The following is a 14,935-nucleotide window of genomic DNA, read 5'->3' on the forward strand; positions in this document are numbered from 1 at the left end:
AGCTTCTGGCAGGGCAAGCTCTTCGTCCTCGTCCTGCTGGGCTTCGCGGCGACCGACTTCCTGATCACCATCACGCTGTCGGCGGCCGACGCCACTGCGCACCTGGTGGAGAACCCGCACCTGGCGGAGGCGCTGCACGGCCGGCAGGTGCTGATCACCCTCTTCCTGATCGCGCTGCTCGGCGCGGTCTTCCTGAAGGGCTTCAGCGAGGCGATAGGCCTGGCCGTGGGCCTGGTCGGCGTCTACCTGGCGCTGAACGTCGTGGTGGTCGCGGTCGGCCTCTGGCACGTGCTCACCGCCCCGCACGTCATCACCGACTGGTCCCACGCGCTCACCGCGGACCACGGCAGCATCATCGCCATGATCGGTGTGTCCCTGGTGGTCTTCCCGAAGCTGGCGCTCGGCCTGTCCGGCTTCGAGACCGGCGTCGCCGTCATGCCGCACATCGAGGGCGCGCCCGGGGACACCGAGGAGAGGCCGACCGGCCGCATCCGCGGCACCCACCGGCTGCTGACCACCGCCGCCGTGATCATGAGCGTCTTCCTGATCACCACCAGCTTCATCACCACGCTGCTCATCCCCGCCGACCAGTTCCAGCCCGGCGGCGAGGCCAACGGCCGGGCCCTCGCCTTCCTGGCGCACGAGTACCTGGGCAGTGCCTTCGGCACCGTGTACGACGTCTCCACCATCGCCATCCTGTGGTTCGCCGGTGCCTCCGCCATGGCGGGCATGCTGAACCTGCTGCCCCGCTACCTGCCGCGCTACGGCATGGCACCGCACTGGGCGCGCGCCGTGCGGCCGACCGTCCTGGTGCTCACCGCGGTGGCCTTCCTGGTCACCTGGATCTTCGACGCCGACGTGGACAAGCAGGGCGGCGCCTACGCGACCGGTGTGCTCGTCCTGATCAGCTCGGCCGCCATCGCGGTGACCATCGCCGCCCGCCGGGCCCGCCAGCGCGGCTGGACGGCCGCCTTCGCCGTGATCGCCGCGGTCTTCCTCTACACCACCGGCCTCAACATCGCCGAACGCCCGGACGGCGTGAAGATCGGCGCCTGCTTCATCGCCGGCATCATCCTGATCTCGCTCGCCTCCCGGCTGGCCCGCTCCTTCGAACTGCGGGTCACCGACGTCGTCCTCGACCCGGTGGCGGAGCGGTTCGTCAACGACTGCGCGCACCGCTCGATCCGGCTGGTCGCCAACGAGCCGAGCGGCCGCGACCTCGCGGAGTACCGCGACAAGGTGAACCAGATCCGCGCCGACAACGGCATCCCGCCGGAGGACGACGTGGTCTTCGTGGAGGTCACCGTCCGCGACCCGTCCGACTTCGAGACCGAGCTGAAGGTGCGCGGCGAGGTCCTGCACGACCGCTACCGCATCCTCAGCCTGGAGCACTCCTCCATCCCGAACGCCCTGGCGGCCCTGCTCCTGCACATCCGGGACGCCACCGGCCGGCAGCCCCACATGTACTTCGAGTGGACCGAGGGCAACCCCTTCGCGCAGCTGCTGCGGTTCTTCCTGTTCGGCCAGGGCGAGGTCGCCCCGGTCACCCGCGAGGTGCTGCGCGAGGCCGAACCCGACCGGTCGCGCCGCCCGCGCGTCCACGTCGGCTGACGCAGCCGGCGCACACCGCGACACCGCCCGCACCGCCGCGTCCGGCGGCCCCGCTCCCGGGGCCGCCGGACGCGGTGTTTCCGGCTCCGCGGCCGTCGCCCCGATCCGGGACGGCCGCACCGCCCGGTGCGGCGACCGGCCGGGGCGGCCTCCCTCGCCGACACTGTCGCCATCGGGCACCGCGTACGAGGAGGAGCAGCCGGCCGTGGCAGAGGACGGGGCGACCGCCCCCGGGAACGACCTGGAAACGCGCACCGAACAGCTGAAGGAGCGCATCTACGCCACCATCACGATGGTCGCCGTGGTGGTCGGCCTGTCCGCCGTCGACCACCTGGGGACCTGGAAGGCCGCGGTCGCCGTCCTGGCGACGGCGCTCGGCCTCTGGCTCGCCACGCTCGTCGCGGACCAGCAGGCCTACCGGATCGTGCACCGCCGGGTCGCCTCGGGGCGCGAGCTGAGGAGGATGCTCTTCGTCAGCAGCCCGCTGCTGCTCTCCGCGGTCGGCCCGCTGCTGCTGATCGCCGCCGCGGGGATCGGTCTGATGTCCCTGCACAGCGCACTGCTCGCCGCGGCGGGGCTCAGCGTCGCGGCGCTGTTCGTCTGGGGCTGCGTGAGCGGCCTCCGGATGGGCAGCGGCCTGCCCGCAGCCCTGGTGGCCGGCGCCGTGGACGCCGCCATCGGCCTCGCCGTCGTCGCCGTCAAGCTCGCCGGACACTGACGGCCCGGGCCGGTGGCGCGTCCGGCGGGCCGACCCCGGGACGCGGGCGTACGGTCCGGGTATGGGCGCTGCGCGGTGTGCCTGGTGCGCGGCTCCGCTGCCCGTCGGGCCGGTGGCGGAGGGCCGTCCGTGCGGCGCGTCCGCGGCCGGCACGCCCACCGATCCGGTGCTGCGCCCGTCCGGCGGGCGTGAGCGGCCCGGACGCGTGCAGGGGGCGTCGGATGGCCGAGGCCGGTGAGGTGCCGGGCGTCCCGCCCCCGCCGTTCGCCGGCGGGCCGGGGCCGGACGCGGCGCTCGACGAGGTGCTGGCCGGCACCGTGCGCCGGACCGGGGCCTCGGTGGTCGGGCTGTTCCTGCTCGAGGCGGACGAGCCGCTGGTGCACCTGGTGTCGATGTGGGGCGTGCCGCTCGACTTCGTCGCGCCGTGGCAGCGGCTGCCGCTGAGCGCGCCCACGCCGGTCACCGACGCGGTGCGCGAGGAGCGGCTGGTCCGGATCGGCGACCAGGAGGACATGGCCCGCGCCTATCCGCGGGTGGCCGCCGCCCTGCCGTACCGGTTCGCGCTGGCCGCGACCCCGATCCTCGGCGCCGACCGCTGCTGGGGCGGCCTGCAGCTGATGTGGCCCGCCGGACACCCGCCGTCCGCCTCGCGCCGCGAACGCAGCCGGATCACCGCGAGCGCCCGGCGGATCGCCCGCATCCTCGACCGCGCCGACAGCCCGCCGGACTTCCCCGAACTGCCGCGCGTCCTCCCCGACGAACTGGTGCACCCGCGGCCGGTGCAGCGCGGACAGGCCGCCGCCGACTGGGCCGAGCGCCTGCCCGAAGGTGCGATCGCCCTCGACCTGGACGGGCGGATCACCTTCCTCACCGCGACCGCGGCCCGCCTGCTCGGCCGCACCGAGGAGGAACTGCTGGGAGCCCTGCCCTGGCAGGCGCTGCCCTGGCTGGACGACCCCGTCCTCGAGGCGCCCTACCGCACCGCCGTCATCAGCCGCGAGCCCACCGCCTTCACGGCGCTGCGCCCGCCCGACCACTGGCTGGACTTCCAGCTGTTCCCCGACACGAGCGGGATCAGCGTCCGGATCGCGCCCGGCACCACCGCCCGGCCCGACGGGGCCGCGGCCGACGCCGCGCACCCCGAGGCGCCGGACCGGGAGGCGCACCTGCCGGCGGACGTCTCCACGATCAGCCGCCTGCACCAGCTGATGCACCTGTCGGCGGCGCTGACCGAGGCCGTCGGGGTGCGGGACGTGGTCGGCATGGTGGCGGACCAGGTGATGCCGGCCTTCGGCGCGGACGGGCTCGTCCTGTGTGCCGCGGACGCCGGCCGGCTGAAGATCATCGGCCACCGCGGCTACCCCGCCGAGACGGTCGAGCGCCTGGACGGCCTGCCGCTGGACACCGACCTCACCCCGGCCGGCCGGGCCCTCACCCTCGGCACACCGTCCTTCTTCGCCCACCCGGAGGAGCTCGCCCGGAGCTACCCGGAGGCGCCCCGGATCAGCGGCAGACAGGCCTGGGCGTACCTCCCGCTGATCGTCTCCGGCCGCGCGGTCGGCATCTGCATCCTGTCCCACAGCCGCCCGCACGCCTTCACCGCCGACGAGCGCGCCGTCCTCACCTCCCTCGCCGGACTGATCGCCCAGGCCCTCGACCGCGCCCGCCTGTACGACGCCAAGCACGACCTCGCACACGGCCTGCAGGCCGCCCTGCTGCCGCGCACCCTGCCCCGCATCGACGGGCTCGACTTCGCCGCCCGCTACCTGCCCGCGGGCTTCGGCCAGGACATCGGCGGCGACTTCTACGACCTCATCCGCCTCGACGGCCGGACGGCCGCCGCGGTCATCGGCGACGTCCAGGGCCACAACGTCGCCGCCGCCGCCCTGATGGGCCAGGTCCGCACCGCCGTCCACGCGTACGTCAGCGCCGGCGCCGCCCCCGACCAGGTGCTCGCCCGCACCAACCGGCTGCTGACCGACATGGAGCCGGACCTCCTGGTCTCCTGCCTCTACGTCCACCTGGACCTCGTCCGCCGCCAGGCCACCCTGGCCAGCGCGGGCCACCCGCCCCCGCTGCTGCGCCGCCCGGGCCGCCGCGCCCACGTCCTGGACGTCGAACCGGGGCCGCTGCTGGGCGTCCAGCCCGGGTCCGCCTACCCGCTGACCACCCTGCCCCTGCCGCCGGGCACCGTCCTCGCCCTCTACACGGACGGCCTGGTGGAAGCCCCCGGCACCGACCCGGCCCGGGCCGCCGCCGACCTGGCCGACCACCTCGCGCAGACCGGGGCCGCCTCGCTCGACGGGATCATCGACGGCCTGGTGCACCACCGCTGGCCCACCGGGCAGCACCGGGACGACATCGCCCTCCTGCTGCTGGCCGCCACCGGCGGATCCGGCCCGGGGCCTTGATCCGGGTCGCCTGCAGAGTAATGATGATTACATGATTACGTCAGAGCAGGAGGTCCTCCGCGGGTGGTTCACCGGCCGCCTCCCCGAGGGCCTGTACACCGAACTGGTCGAGATCGCGGTGGACCGCGAGGAGATCACCGTGGTCGGCCGCATCCCCGCGCCCGACCTGGCCGCCGACGTCTCCGACACCGAACGCGAGGCGGCCGTCGAAGGCCGCATCGCCGAATTCCGCGAGCGGACCCGCGACGCCAGGATGGCCGTCGCACGCGAAGCCGAGCGGCGCTACGGCCGCAAGGTGTCCTGGGGCGCCGAGTGCGACGGCGTCCGCGGACTGTTCACCACCGTCTCCGCCCCCGTCATGACCCGCCTGCGCCAGCCCGAACGACAGGTGCTCGACACCCTCGTCGAAGCCGGCGTGGCACGCAGCCGCAGCGACGCGCTGGCCTGGTGCGTCCGCCTGGTGCAGCGCCACTCCGACAGCTGGCTCACCGAACTCCGCGAATCCCTCGAACACGTCCGCCGCCTGCGCGCCCAGGGCCCCGACGCCTGACCCGCCGATCGCCGCCCCCGGACACGGCCGCTGCCGGCCGCACTGCCAGAATGACGCGCGTGACCTGCGCAGCAGCCGTGTGCCGCCTCCCCGTCGTGGCCCTGTCCTCCTGGTGGGGACGCGCCTACGTGGCGCTGTCCGTCGCCGCGATCGCCCTGGCGCCGACCGTGCCCGCAGCCGAACAGGCGGCCCGGGTGCTGTCCGCACCGACCCAGCTGGCCGGCCTGGTGGCATGGCCCCTCCTCCTCGCCGTGCCCGAGGAGTTCGTGCAGCCCGTGGCGGCACTCTGCCGACTGACGGGCGCGGTCCTGTCCGCCGGCCTGCTCACCCTGCTGCTCCGCACACTGCCGCGGCGCCGCTAGGGCAAGATCCGCCGGACGGAACACCTAGGGCCGCCGGCACTCGCCTCCGGCCGGGTCGGCCGACTGCGTGTCAGGGCTGCGTGGCCCGGCGTTGCACGGGTGGGCGGTCGAGGATCTCCACGTACATGATCCGGTCGTCGACGACGTCCAGGACGAGCATGCCCTGCTCGGGGAGCAGCGGGATGCACCGGTGGCCCGGGCCGTAGGGCTGTCCTGCCGGGTGGTCCGCCGTGCGCAGGCTCTGGCAGAAGTCGTCGCCGCACCCGCACTCCGCCACCAGCCGGACGTCCTGCACCGCCACGGCCAGCGCACGTTCCCCCTCCTCCTCCAGGAGGGCGGCGAGTTCGGTGACGAGGTCCGGGAAGACCTCGCGGAGCAGGGGGTGGTCCATGCGGTCAGGGTAGCCGCCGGCCGCGGGTGATCCGCCGGCGGCCGTGTTCGTGGTGCTGCCGACCCATCCGGTCGGCCGCGGACTCCGAATGGGGGACGTGAGCGGCGCTCGCCGCCCTGGCCGGCCCCGACCGTCGGGTCGGCCCGGGGTCGGCCGCGTGCGACCACGTGAACCCCGAGTCCTCGAGGAGCATCTGATGTCCCGTACGACCCGCACCAAGTCGTTCGCCGTCCTGCTCGCCGCCGGAGCCCTCGCCCTCGGGGCGAGCGCGTGCGGCAGCAGCGGCAGTTCGAGCAACGCCGGCAGCGCCTCGGGCGGCGCAGCGATGGCGCCGTCCTCGTCCGCCGCCGCATCGTCGCCGGGTGCGGCCTCGGCGATGCCGGCCGGTGGCCCGTTCGGCGCCGCCTGCTCGGCCGTCCCGGCGGACGGCGCCGGCTCCTTCGCCGGGATGGCCGAGGTCCCGGTGGCCACCGCCGCTTCCAACAACCCGATGCTGTCCACGCTGGTGACGGCGGTGACCAAGGCGGGGCTGGTCGACACGCTCAACTCGGCCCGGAACATCACCGTGTTCGCGCCCACCAACGACGCCTTCGCGAAGATCCCGAAGGCCGACCTGGACGCCGTCCTCGCCGACAAGAACAAGCTGACCGAGATCCTCACCTACCACGTCGTCCCCGAGCGCCTGGCGCCCTCGGCCCTGGCCGGCGAGCACAAGACCCTGGAGGGCGGCACCGTCACGGTCACCGGCGGCGGCGAGGACTTCACGGTCAACGGCACCGCCAAGGTGCTGTGCGGCAACGTGCAGACCGCCAACGCAACCGTCCACATCGTCGACACCGTTCTCATGCCGGCCTCCTGACCACCCGGCACCTCCCGGACCGCCCTGGAGCCGGAGCCGGACGGGCCACCCCTGAGGGGTGGCCCACAGCCGCGTGCGGTGGGCCGGAGGCCCGGAACACAGGCCGTCCGAGTGTCGAAGATTCAAGCGAAATCCGCGGCCGGGCCGACCCGTCCGGCAGGGGTTCGTGTCCGAATCAGGGTCATGGAACACCCGCCGCACCACGAGTCGGACGACCCGACGGGCCGTCGATAAGCGGTGGCGGACGATCAGGAAGGAGGTGCGGAGCGATGACCACGACCCGCACGAAGCGCTCGCCGGCCGCTGCGGCCACCTGTGTGATGCTCGGCGGCGGCGCCGTGGCCACCTCGGCCACGACCGCCTCGGCCACCCCCTCTCCGTACGCCCTCGGCCCTGCGCGCCGCGCCGGGCCCGAGCGATTCAAGGACCACCGGCCATGAACACCGCCCTCCTCCCACCGCCGGCGCCGCCCGCGCCGCACGTCGCGCCCGCGCAGACCCTCGAATGCGTGTCGTTCACCGACACGGTGCAGTGCGTCGCCGAGGTCCGCGCCTGCGCCCGCGCCTTCCTGACCCGCGCCCACCTGCCGCTGCCGCTGCGCGAGGACGCCCTGCTGGTCATCAGCGAACTCGTCACCAACTCCGTCCACCACACCCACGGCCCCGGCAGCCTCCACCTCGCCAACGGCCCCGACGGCCTGGACGTCGACGTCAGCGACACCAGCCGCCTGCTGCCCCAGCCGCGCTTCGCCGAACCGGGCACCGCCCTCGACGGCCGCGGGCCGGCCCTGGTCGCCGCCCTGTGCGACACCGTCTCCGTCACCTACGGATCCGCCGGGCGCAACACGGGGATTTCACGACGCCGTTGCAGGGGGCCACGCACGGCCCGTGCGGATTTCCGCCTGTTGCACCGTCATGAAGTCGTTGACGGTGGGGATGCGGTCCGCCCGGCTCGACCCCGCCCGGCTCGGATTCGGCGGGGCGGGCCGGGCGGGTTCAGACCACGGTCACCGGGTGCGTCACCACGGCACCGAAGAGGTAGCCCTGGCGGTTGAAGACCGCGGTGGCCGGCTGGGTGTCGTAGGCGTGTTCGGCCATGGGATTGCCATCCGTTCCGAGGAGGGCGCACCGGGCCGACCCTGCAGGGCGGATCGGCGTCCGCCCGCAGCCGTGCGGCGGGCGCACCGGCAGGGTCAACAGCAGGACGGGCGACACGGACGGGCACAGCACAGCCAGCGGCGGCCGCGGTGGCCGCTTCTGCGGGCGGACGGTGCCCGATGTCCGGTCATGCCCGCATCCTAGGGCGTGTCCGGAGCCGGATTCAGGTACTCGGCACTTTTCCGACGATCCGTCAGTTGTCGTGTACAGAATGCGTAAGCGCGGCCGGCGTGACTACCGCCGGGGCGGGCGGGGCATGGTGAGACCGGGCGACCGGTGCGCGGAGGGGGATGGATCTGTGGGGAACCGGGTCCGGCTGGTTGTGGTGGCCGTGGCTCCGGCGCTGTTCTCGCTGGCGGCGAATGTGGTGACCGACGGGGTCGGCCTGCCGCCGGCCTGGTGGTACGGGGCGATGGCGGCCTGCGGGGTGCTGGCCACGGTGCTGGTGTTCCAGACGTACCGGGAACTGAGCGGGACACGGCGGCGGAGCCTCCCGGCGTCCGCACCGGCAGGTACGGCGGCCTCGGGGCCGGTGACCGTCCTGGAGGGCGGGCGGACGGGCGATCTGCACGGCAGTGCGCTCTGGGTGCTGGGCGGGGTGTTCGTGCTCGGCATGATGGCGATGCTGGCCTCGCTCCCGGGGATCGCCGACCGGGACGTCCTGCGGGATCCTGCGGAGCCGAGCTACTTCGAGGCGTACCCGGTCGGCATGCCGGTCTGCCTGGCCGGCACCTTCGTGCTCCTCTTCCTGCTGCCGGCGCTGGTCGTCGGGATCGGCCGGCACCGCGGGCGGCTCGAGTTCTCGGCCGGTCAACTCGTTTTCGTGAAAGGCCGGTTGCGGCTCGTCGTACCGTGGTCGGAGGTGGCCGCCGTCGAGGTGCGGTCCGCCTGTTTCGGCGGCACCTGGCTGCTGGCCCACCCGCTGCCCGGCTCTCCGCTGCTGACCGGCGGGCCCGCGGTGTCCGCCTACGATCCCGGGCTCCGGGCGATCCGGGTGTGCGACCTGCGGGCGGCCGGCATCAGCCGCCACGCCGTGGAAGCCGCCCTGACCCGCTGGAACCCCTGACGCGGGTTGCCCCGAGGGGTGCGGGGGAGGCGCCCCCACGCGCCCCTCGGTGGTGCACCCTGTGCCTTCTTGCAGGCCGGCCCGGTCAGTTGTCCGGGGCCTCGGTGCGGAGTTCCTCGGCGGCTTCCTGGTAGGCGCGGGAGGCCCGGGCGAAGTAGTCGAAGAGGACGTCGAGTTGGTCGGGGGAGTAGCCGCCGAGGATGTCGCCGATCCGCTGCCGGGCGGGAGCCATCACCCGGTCGAGGTCGGCGGGGCGGCCGACCGGTTCGACGATGACCTTGCGGCGGTCGTCGGGTGAGGGTGCGCGCCGCACGTACCCGGCCTGCTCCAGGCGGTCGACGAGGCGGGTGGTCGGCCCGGTGGTGAGGCCGGTGCGGGCGGAGAGTTCGCCGGGGGTCATCGCCCCGGACAGGTGAAGGATGTTGAGGGCGTAGAGGTCGGTGGCGCCGAGCTCGCAGGCCCTCGCGCTCGCATGGCCGTGCAGCATCACCGCACTCAGGTAACGGCGGTAGACCTCGCTGGCGTCCGATCGCATCCCCGGCGTTGACACGGGCTCCTCCACTCCATAATCTCTTCCTCAAAGAAGAGAAATCTTCGACGCAGTAACTTCGCCTGTGAAGTTACCATGGGAGGGGACCTCATGAGCACCGAGCAGACCGAACCGTCCGCCCGAAGGGAACCGCGCCGCCGCATCGCCGTCACCACCCCGACTCCCTCGGGCGCGCCCGGCGCCGGTGACCGGCAGGCCGTCTGCGACACGATCCGCTCGCTGACCGACGCCTGGGGCCGCGGCGACGCCGCCAAGGCCCAGTCCTACACGCTCGTCCGCCAGGGCGACCGCAGCTGGCGGATCGCCGCCTTCCACAACACCCAGCGCCGGCGCGTCATGGAGCGCATCTCCTTCGTCTGGGACCCGTCGACCGCGCCGGAGGCCGAGAAGTGACCGCCGACACCACCCACAGCACCGAACCCGGCCGCGAGGCCGACCGCGCCGCCGTGCGGGCCCTCCTGGACAGCAGTTGCCGGGCCTGGGGCCGCGGCGACGGCGCCGGGTACGGCCGGCACTTCACCGAGGACGCCACCGACGTCACCTTCGTGGGCACCGTCTACCGGGGCGGCGACGAGATCGGCCGCGCCCACCAGGCCCTGTTCGACAGCTTCCTCAAGGGCACCTCGCTGACCGTCGAGATCGTCGACCTGCGGTTCCTCGGCGCCGACGCCGCCGTGGCCGTCACCCGCGGCGAGGTGCACAAGGGCCGCCCGAAGCGGCTGGGCAAGCTGGCCACCTACACAATCGCCCGCGGGGCCGACGGTGCCTGGCGGATCGCCGCCGTCCAGAAGACCCGGCACCGGCGCCTGATGGAGGCGTTCTCGTTCCGGTCGCAGCCGGCGACCAGGCCCTCGGCGCCGTGAACCCGCGCCGAACGCCCGCGCCCGGCCCCGGTTCCGAACCCGCCGACAGTCCCGGGCCGCGTACCGCGCTGGTGACCGGGGCGAGCAGCGGCATCGGCCGGGAGTTCGCCCGCCGGCTGGCCGCGGACGGCCACCGGGTGATCGCCGTCGCCCGCCGCGAGGACCGGCTCCGCTCGCTCCTCGCCGAACTCGGGCCCGGCCACAGCCGTCTCGCGGCGGACCTCGCCACCGAGTCGGGCCGGCAGCAGGTCGCAGAGGTGCTGGCCCACCAGCGGGTCCACCTGCTCGTCAACAACGCGGGCACCGCGGTCGAGGGCCGCTTCGCCGAAGTCCCGCTCGCCCGGGCACTGGAGACCGTACGGCTGAACTGCGACGCCCTGCTGGCCCTCGCGCACGCCTTCCTCGCCCGGGCCCGGTCCGGTGACGCCCTGCTGAACGTCGCCTCCACGCTCGCCTTCGCACCCGCCCCCGGGCTCGCCGTCCACAGCGCCACCAAGGCCTTCGTGGCCTCCCTGTCGGAGGCGCTGTGGGCCGAGCACGAGGGCCGCGGCGTCCGTGTGATGGGCCTGTGCCCCGGCCCCACCGCCACCGAGTCGCAGCCGCACCACGACACCCCCGCCGTGCTCGTCAGGACGCCGGAGCAGGTGGTCGCCGCCGCGCTGGACGCGCTGCGGCGGCGCAACCGGCCCACGGTCGTCCCCGGTGCTGCGAACCGGCTCTTCACCGCCGCCGCCCGCACCCTGCCCCGCCGTACCGTCCTGACCGTCCTCGGTGGCACCTGACCGCGCCTGCAGCGGGCAGCGCCGGGCCCCGCGGACGGGTTCCCGCGGGGCCCGGCGCAGGGTGATGCCGGCCGTCAGCCGACCGTCCAGCGCTGGAGGACGGAGCCGGTGTCGGGCTGCTGGGTGACCGGGGCGCCGTTGGCGGTGGAGGCGGTGGTCAGCAGGAGCCCGCTCTTCTGCGAGACCACCCGGTACCCGCCGGTGGTGGCGGTGACCAGCCAGCGCTGGTTGCTGCCGCCGGTGCAGGTCCACTGGATGACCTGGGCGCCGGCCGCCGTGGAACCGCCGCTGACGTCCATGCACAGGCCCGACTCGCCGTTGGCGACCTGGTAGCTGCCGTCGGCCTGCGGGGTGAAGACCCAGCTCTGGTTGGGGCCGCCGTTGGCGGTCCAGGTGATCAGCTGGGTGCCGGGCGACGTGGAGTGGTTCGGATCGTCCAGCGCCTTGCCGGAGGCGGTCAGCGTGTGGGTGCCGGTGAGCGCCGGGTTCACCGCCCAGGTGAAGACGGTGGAGCCGGTGGCGGTGCCGGAGGAGGCGGTGACGGTCACGGTCGACGACCCGGTGGCGGTGGGTGTCCCGGACACCAGGCCCGAGGCGCTGACGGAGAGTCCGGCGGGCAGCCCCGTCGCCGAGTAGGTCAGGGACTTGCCGGCCGAGTCGCTGCCGGAGAGCTGCAGCGAGACAGCGGTGCCCACCTTGGTGGACTGGTCGCCCGGGTTGGTGACCGTGACGGTCTCCGGAGCCGAACCGGTCGCGGTGAGGGTCAGGGTCTGTTCGGCCGCACTGCGCCCGCCGCCGACGGCGGTGCCGGTGGCGTCCGTCCAGCTGCGGGCGGGGGTCGTCTCGGCGAGCCGGCCTGCCGTCGAGGACAGGCCGAGCACCAGGCCGCTGTACCGGTTGACCAGCTTGAACCCGCCGGTGGCGGCCCCGGAGGCGTCGGCACCGGGGACGACGAACCACTGCTGCCCGACGGTCGGGCCGCCCGCCGGTGCGGCGGTCGCGGTGGGCAGGGCGCCCCAGGCACGGCCGGCGGTGGCCGGGGCGACGCCGAGCAGGTGGCCGGTGGAGGAGTTGGCGATCCGGTACGAGCCGTCGCCGTTGGCCGCGAACACCCAGGACTCCAGGGCGGAGCCGCCGGCCGCCGCGAGCGAGGTGGTGGCGGAACCGCCCGCCACCTGGGCGAGCACCCGGCCGTTGCCGTTCGCGATCCGGTGGGCCTTGGTGAGGTCCACCGGGGGAGCGGCCGGCGCGGAGGAGCCGATCGTCACGTCGACGTACTCGCCGGACGCCCCGCCGGAGCAGCCGAAGGAGCAGTACGAGCGGAAGGTCCTCCCGACGATCGCGGAGCCGGTCCGGTTGGCTCCGTCCAGGAACCAGCGGTACCAGGAGGCCGTGCGGTAGCTGCCGGTGTCGCCGATCGGGTACCACTTCTGGGTGGCGAGGTTGTCGGTGGCGTAGAACTGCTGCGGCGCGTTCCCGCTCTGGTCGACGGCCTGCGGCTCGCCGATGTACAGCCCCAGGTGGGCGTTCCAGGTGATGTCCATGACGAACAGCGGCGAGGTCGGGGGCATCTTCCCGGCCGCGATCTGCTGCGCGGCGGTGCCGGTGTTCGCCGGGTCGTACTCGCCGGCCACCGGGGTCCACCCCGTTGTGCTCGAGCCGTCGACCGGCACCGTGTTGCTCTCCCGGCCGCCCACGCCGGGCTGCGTCCAGGCGCCGCCGTACCACTTCTGCCAGGAGCCGGGCGCCATCTTGGCGGAGATCGGCGCGCGGGCCACGTGCTCGTGGAAGGCCTTCCAGCCACCGGACTTGTCGACGACCCGGGAGCCGTAGAACACGTAGAAGTACCCCGAGGCGGTGTCGACGAACAGCCGCTGGTCGCCGTCGCCGTAGTAGTACGTCTGGTTGGGGAAGGCCGCGGTGTCGCCGCGTGCGGTGCTGTACGGCGAGGTGATGACGTGGTCCCTGATGGTCCACGTGCGGCCCTGGTCGGTGGAGACCGCGTAGTCGATCGCGTCGAAGTGCAGCCCGTCGCCGAAGGGTTGCGGGGTGAACTCGTTGTGCACCAGCCCGTACCAGTCACCGGTGTCCGGGTCGACCCACACCCCCGCCAGGTCGCAGTAGTTGCGGTGGGCGTAGCTCGTACTGCCCGCGGCGGCGGTGGCCTCGCGGCCGGTCGGGCTGTTGTTGCACCGCCAGGTGGTGTCGTTGTTCCTGTCGTTCGCGTTGGCCGGGTTCGCGTAGTTGCTGACGGCGGCCGACCGGGTGGCGGTGTCGAAGTCGGTACCGGTGAAGAAGTCCCAGTAGCGGGGGTCGTTCGCGCCGTACAGCGCCGCCGACTGCTGGAACCAGAAGGTTCCGTCCTTGTCGACGTAGGGCGCGGCCGGGGTGTCGGTGGGATGCGTGTACGCCACCGGCCGGCCGACGGTGACCGTGTAGGTCGCACCGGACGGCGGGGTGGCGGCGGCCGGGGGTGCGGCGGCGGCCGCGGTGGCCAGGGCCAGGGCCGCGGCGGCGAGCCCGGCGGCCAGTGAACTGTGCAGGGGGGAGGGCACGGTACTCCTTCGTGGGGTGATGCACCGTTGTGGGGGTCGGCTGCCCGCGGGCGCCCGGGGGAGGGCGCGGCGGCAGCGTGCTCGGAGCGGCGCGCTCCAGAGAGGTGTGCTCGAAACTGCTTGTTAATCGCTTATTTGAAGCAGCTTCGAGCACACCGTGGCAGTGGCCGCGGCGCAGTGTCAAGAGCCGTGCCGGCACCTGCCGCAAACCCCCTCCGACCCGCAACAACAGTCCAAGTCCGCACCCACGTGCGTCCCTTGACAGGCCGCTCCCCGGCGGATCGCGGGCAGGTACTACTGCGTGGCCGTGACGATGCAGCGGTGGAGCTCGGCGACCGCCTCCGGAGCGCCGTCGACCGCCACACCGCTCGGCCCGGCGGGGTCCTCCCGGTTCCACGCCCAACGGAGCAGGGCCGCGGGCGGGCCGCTCACCGTCACATCGGCCGATCCGTCGCCCGCACCGTCCGCCACCGTGAACGTCCCCGGGCCGGATCGCGCCAGCCAGGCCGCACCCTCCGTCCGCAGCAGGTACGTCCGGCCCGGCGAGCCGGCCAGCGCATCGGTGAAGTAGTCGCCCCACTCGGCGACGCTGTACGCCACGAACACCTTGAGCAGTTCGTCGACGCCGTCCACCGCCAGGTCCGCCGGGACGGGCGCCACCGGCTGCCCGGTGCCGAGCTCGGCGTCGATCCGGTGCACGACCGTCTCCTGCGCCATCCGCCGGATCCAGAAGCCGACGGTCTGGTCCGGCGCGTACCAGGTGCCGGCCGGGTCCTCCGGCCGGCGCGCCCCGAACTCGGCCGTCAGGCCGGCGTAGGCGCGGTCGAGCAGCGCCAGGGGCTCCTCCTCCGCAAGCTCCTCCGGCGGCCACTGCTCCGGCTCGACGCCCTCCCGCATCGCCGCCGTCTTGTGCAGGTACACCCCGCCGACATGGCGGACCAGGTCGGCAACCGTCCAGCCCGGACAGCTCGGCACCGCCCCCGAAAGGTCGGCCGCGGCGACGGCCCTGAGCCGCGCGAAATCGGCCGCCAGACAGGCAAGAAATCGTGGATTGTCCATG

At 73.9% G+C, this 14,935-nt stretch carries 16 protein-coding genes; 12 read left to right on the top strand and 4 right to left on the bottom strand.

What is annotated here, in order from left to right; genetic code table 11:
• From AB0M03_RS24585 to AB0M03_RS24605, 5 genes are all read left to right on the top strand, one after another.
• Window positions 1–1,611: amino acid transporter (locus AB0M03_RS24585; protein ID WP_363494316.1), on the top strand; the 1,611-nt coding region annotated here is incomplete at its 5' end.
• A gap of 205 nt (window positions 1,612–1,816) precedes the next feature.
• Window positions 1,817–2,329 (top strand): hypothetical protein, encoded by a 513-nt coding sequence (locus AB0M03_RS24590; protein WP_363494318.1) that lies wholly within the window; start codon window positions 1,817–1,819, stop codon window positions 2,327–2,329.
• A gap of 221 nt (window positions 2,330–2,550) precedes the next feature.
• Window positions 2,551–4,740 (top strand): SpoIIE family protein phosphatase, encoded by a 2,190-nt coding sequence (locus AB0M03_RS24595; protein ID WP_363494320.1) that lies wholly within the window; start codon window positions 2,551–2,553, stop codon window positions 4,738–4,740.
• Between the two features lie 31 nt (window positions 4,741–4,771).
• Window positions 4,772–5,290, top strand: coding sequence for a hypothetical protein (locus AB0M03_RS24600; RefSeq protein ID WP_363494322.1), 519 nt, complete (start codon window positions 4,772–4,774; stop codon window positions 5,288–5,290).
• A 59-nt stretch (window positions 5,291–5,349) separates the two neighbouring features.
• Complete coding sequence (locus AB0M03_RS24605) at window positions 5,350–5,652, top strand: hypothetical protein (protein WP_363494324.1); 303 nt, start codon at window positions 5,350–5,352, stop codon at window positions 5,650–5,652.
• Window positions 5,653–5,722: 70 nt separating this feature from the next.
• On the opposite strand, the gene AB0M03_RS24610 is transcribed toward AB0M03_RS24605, so the two are convergent.
• Entirely contained in the window at window positions 5,723–6,043 is a 321-nt protein-coding gene (locus tag AB0M03_RS24610; protein WP_363494326.1) for a hypothetical protein, read from the bottom strand.
• Between the two features lie 196 nt (window positions 6,044–6,239).
• Between AB0M03_RS24610 and AB0M03_RS24615 the strand changes: the two genes are divergently transcribed.
• The 4 genes from AB0M03_RS24615 to AB0M03_RS24630 all read left to right on the top strand — a co-directional run bounded on the left by AB0M03_RS24615 (window position 6,240) and on the right by AB0M03_RS24630 (window position 9,125).
• Window positions 6,240–6,902 carry a fasciclin domain-containing protein gene (locus tag AB0M03_RS24615; RefSeq protein WP_363494328.1) on the top strand — a complete coding sequence of 221 codons (663 nt, stop codon included), beginning with the start codon at window positions 6,240–6,242 and terminating at the stop codon, window positions 6,900–6,902.
• A gap of 269 nt (window positions 6,903–7,171) precedes the next feature.
• A complete protein-coding gene (locus tag AB0M03_RS24620; RefSeq protein WP_363494330.1) occupies window positions 7,172–7,342 on the top strand; it encodes a hypothetical protein in 171 nt (56 codons plus the stop codon).
• Window positions 7,339–7,956, top strand: coding sequence for an ATP-binding protein (locus AB0M03_RS24625; RefSeq protein ID WP_363494332.1), 618 nt, complete (start codon window positions 7,339–7,341; stop codon window positions 7,954–7,956). Before AB0M03_RS24620 ends, AB0M03_RS24625 begins: the two co-directional genes overlap by 4 nt.
• A gap of 401 nt (window positions 7,957–8,357) precedes the next feature.
• Entirely contained in the window at window positions 8,358–9,125 is a 768-nt protein-coding gene (locus tag AB0M03_RS24630; RefSeq protein ID WP_363494334.1) for a hypothetical protein, read from the top strand.
• Window positions 9,126–9,210: 85 nt separating this feature from the next.
• On the opposite strand, the gene AB0M03_RS24635 is transcribed toward AB0M03_RS24630, so the two are convergent.
• A complete protein-coding gene (locus AB0M03_RS24635; RefSeq protein ID WP_363494336.1) occupies window positions 9,211–9,660 on the bottom strand; it encodes a MarR family transcriptional regulator in 450 nt (149 codons plus the stop codon).
• 105 nt (window positions 9,661–9,765) lie between these two features.
• Here AB0M03_RS24635 and AB0M03_RS24640 point away from each other — a divergent pair, with 105 nt between their 5' ends.
• From AB0M03_RS24640 to AB0M03_RS24650, 3 genes are all read left to right on the top strand, one after another.
• Complete coding sequence (locus tag AB0M03_RS24640; RefSeq protein ID WP_363494338.1) at window positions 9,766–10,068, top strand: hypothetical protein; 303 nt, start codon at window positions 9,766–9,768, stop codon at window positions 10,066–10,068.
• Window positions 10,065–10,538 carry an SgcJ/EcaC family oxidoreductase gene (locus AB0M03_RS24645; RefSeq protein ID WP_363494340.1) on the top strand — a complete coding sequence of 158 codons (474 nt, stop codon included), beginning with the start codon at window positions 10,065–10,067 and terminating at the stop codon, window positions 10,536–10,538. Before AB0M03_RS24640 ends, AB0M03_RS24645 begins: the two co-directional genes overlap by 4 nt.
• 71 nt (window positions 10,539–10,609) lie before the next feature.
• Window positions 10,610–11,320 carry an SDR family NAD(P)-dependent oxidoreductase gene (locus AB0M03_RS24650; protein ID WP_363494342.1) on the top strand — a complete coding sequence of 237 codons (711 nt, stop codon included), beginning with the start codon at window positions 10,610–10,612 and terminating at the stop codon, window positions 11,318–11,320.
• Window positions 11,321–11,394: 74 nt separating this feature from the next.
• Here AB0M03_RS24650 and AB0M03_RS24655 read toward each other — a convergent pair whose 3' ends face one another.
• Both AB0M03_RS24655 and AB0M03_RS24660 read right to left on the bottom strand, forming a co-directional pair.
• The gene (locus AB0M03_RS24655) at window positions 11,395–13,875 is read right to left on the bottom strand and encodes an RICIN domain-containing protein (protein WP_363494344.1); all 2,481 of its coding nucleotides are present in this window, start codon (window positions 13,873–13,875) and stop codon (window positions 11,395–11,397) included.
• Between the two features lie 294 nt (window positions 13,876–14,169).
• Window positions 14,170–14,934, bottom strand: a complete 765-nt coding sequence (locus AB0M03_RS24660; RefSeq protein ID WP_363494346.1) for a maleylpyruvate isomerase family mycothiol-dependent enzyme — start codon at window positions 14,932–14,934, stop codon at window positions 14,170–14,172.
• Window position 14,935 lies beyond the last annotated feature (1 nt).

The sequence above is a fragment of the Kitasatospora sp. NPDC051914 genome (genome assembly GCF_040680995.1).
GTDB lineage: Bacteria > Actinomycetota > Actinomycetes > Streptomycetales > Streptomycetaceae > Kitasatospora.

Coding starts and splice junctions, on each gene's coding strand:
- AB0M03_RS24595 (WP_363494320.1), top strand. CDS start 2,551: ATGGCCGAGGCCGGTGAGGTGCCGGGCGTCCCGCCCCCGCCGTTCGCC.
- AB0M03_RS24600 (WP_363494322.1), top strand. CDS start 4,772: ATGATTACGTCAGAGCAGGAGGTCCTCCGCGGGTGGTTCACCGGCCGC.
- AB0M03_RS24610 (WP_363494326.1), bottom strand. CDS start 6,043: ATGGACCACCCCCTGCTCCGCGAGGTCTTCCCGGACCTCGTCACCGAA.
- AB0M03_RS24615 (WP_363494328.1), top strand. CDS start 6,240: ATGTCCCGTACGACCCGCACCAAGTCGTTCGCCGTCCTGCTCGCCGCC.
- AB0M03_RS24620 (WP_363494330.1), top strand. CDS start 7,172: ATGACCACGACCCGCACGAAGCGCTCGCCGGCCGCTGCGGCCACCTGT.
- AB0M03_RS24625 (WP_363494332.1), top strand. CDS start 7,339: ATGAACACCGCCCTCCTCCCACCGCCGGCGCCGCCCGCGCCGCACGTC.
- AB0M03_RS24635 (WP_363494336.1), bottom strand. CDS start 9,660: ATGCGATCGGACGCCAGCGAGGTCTACCGCCGTTACCTGAGTGCGGTG.
- AB0M03_RS24640 (WP_363494338.1), top strand. CDS start 9,766: ATGAGCACCGAGCAGACCGAACCGTCCGCCCGAAGGGAACCGCGCCGC.
- AB0M03_RS24660 (WP_363494346.1), bottom strand. CDS start 14,934: ATGGACAATCCACGATTTCTTGCCTGTCTGGCGGCCGATTTCGCGCGG.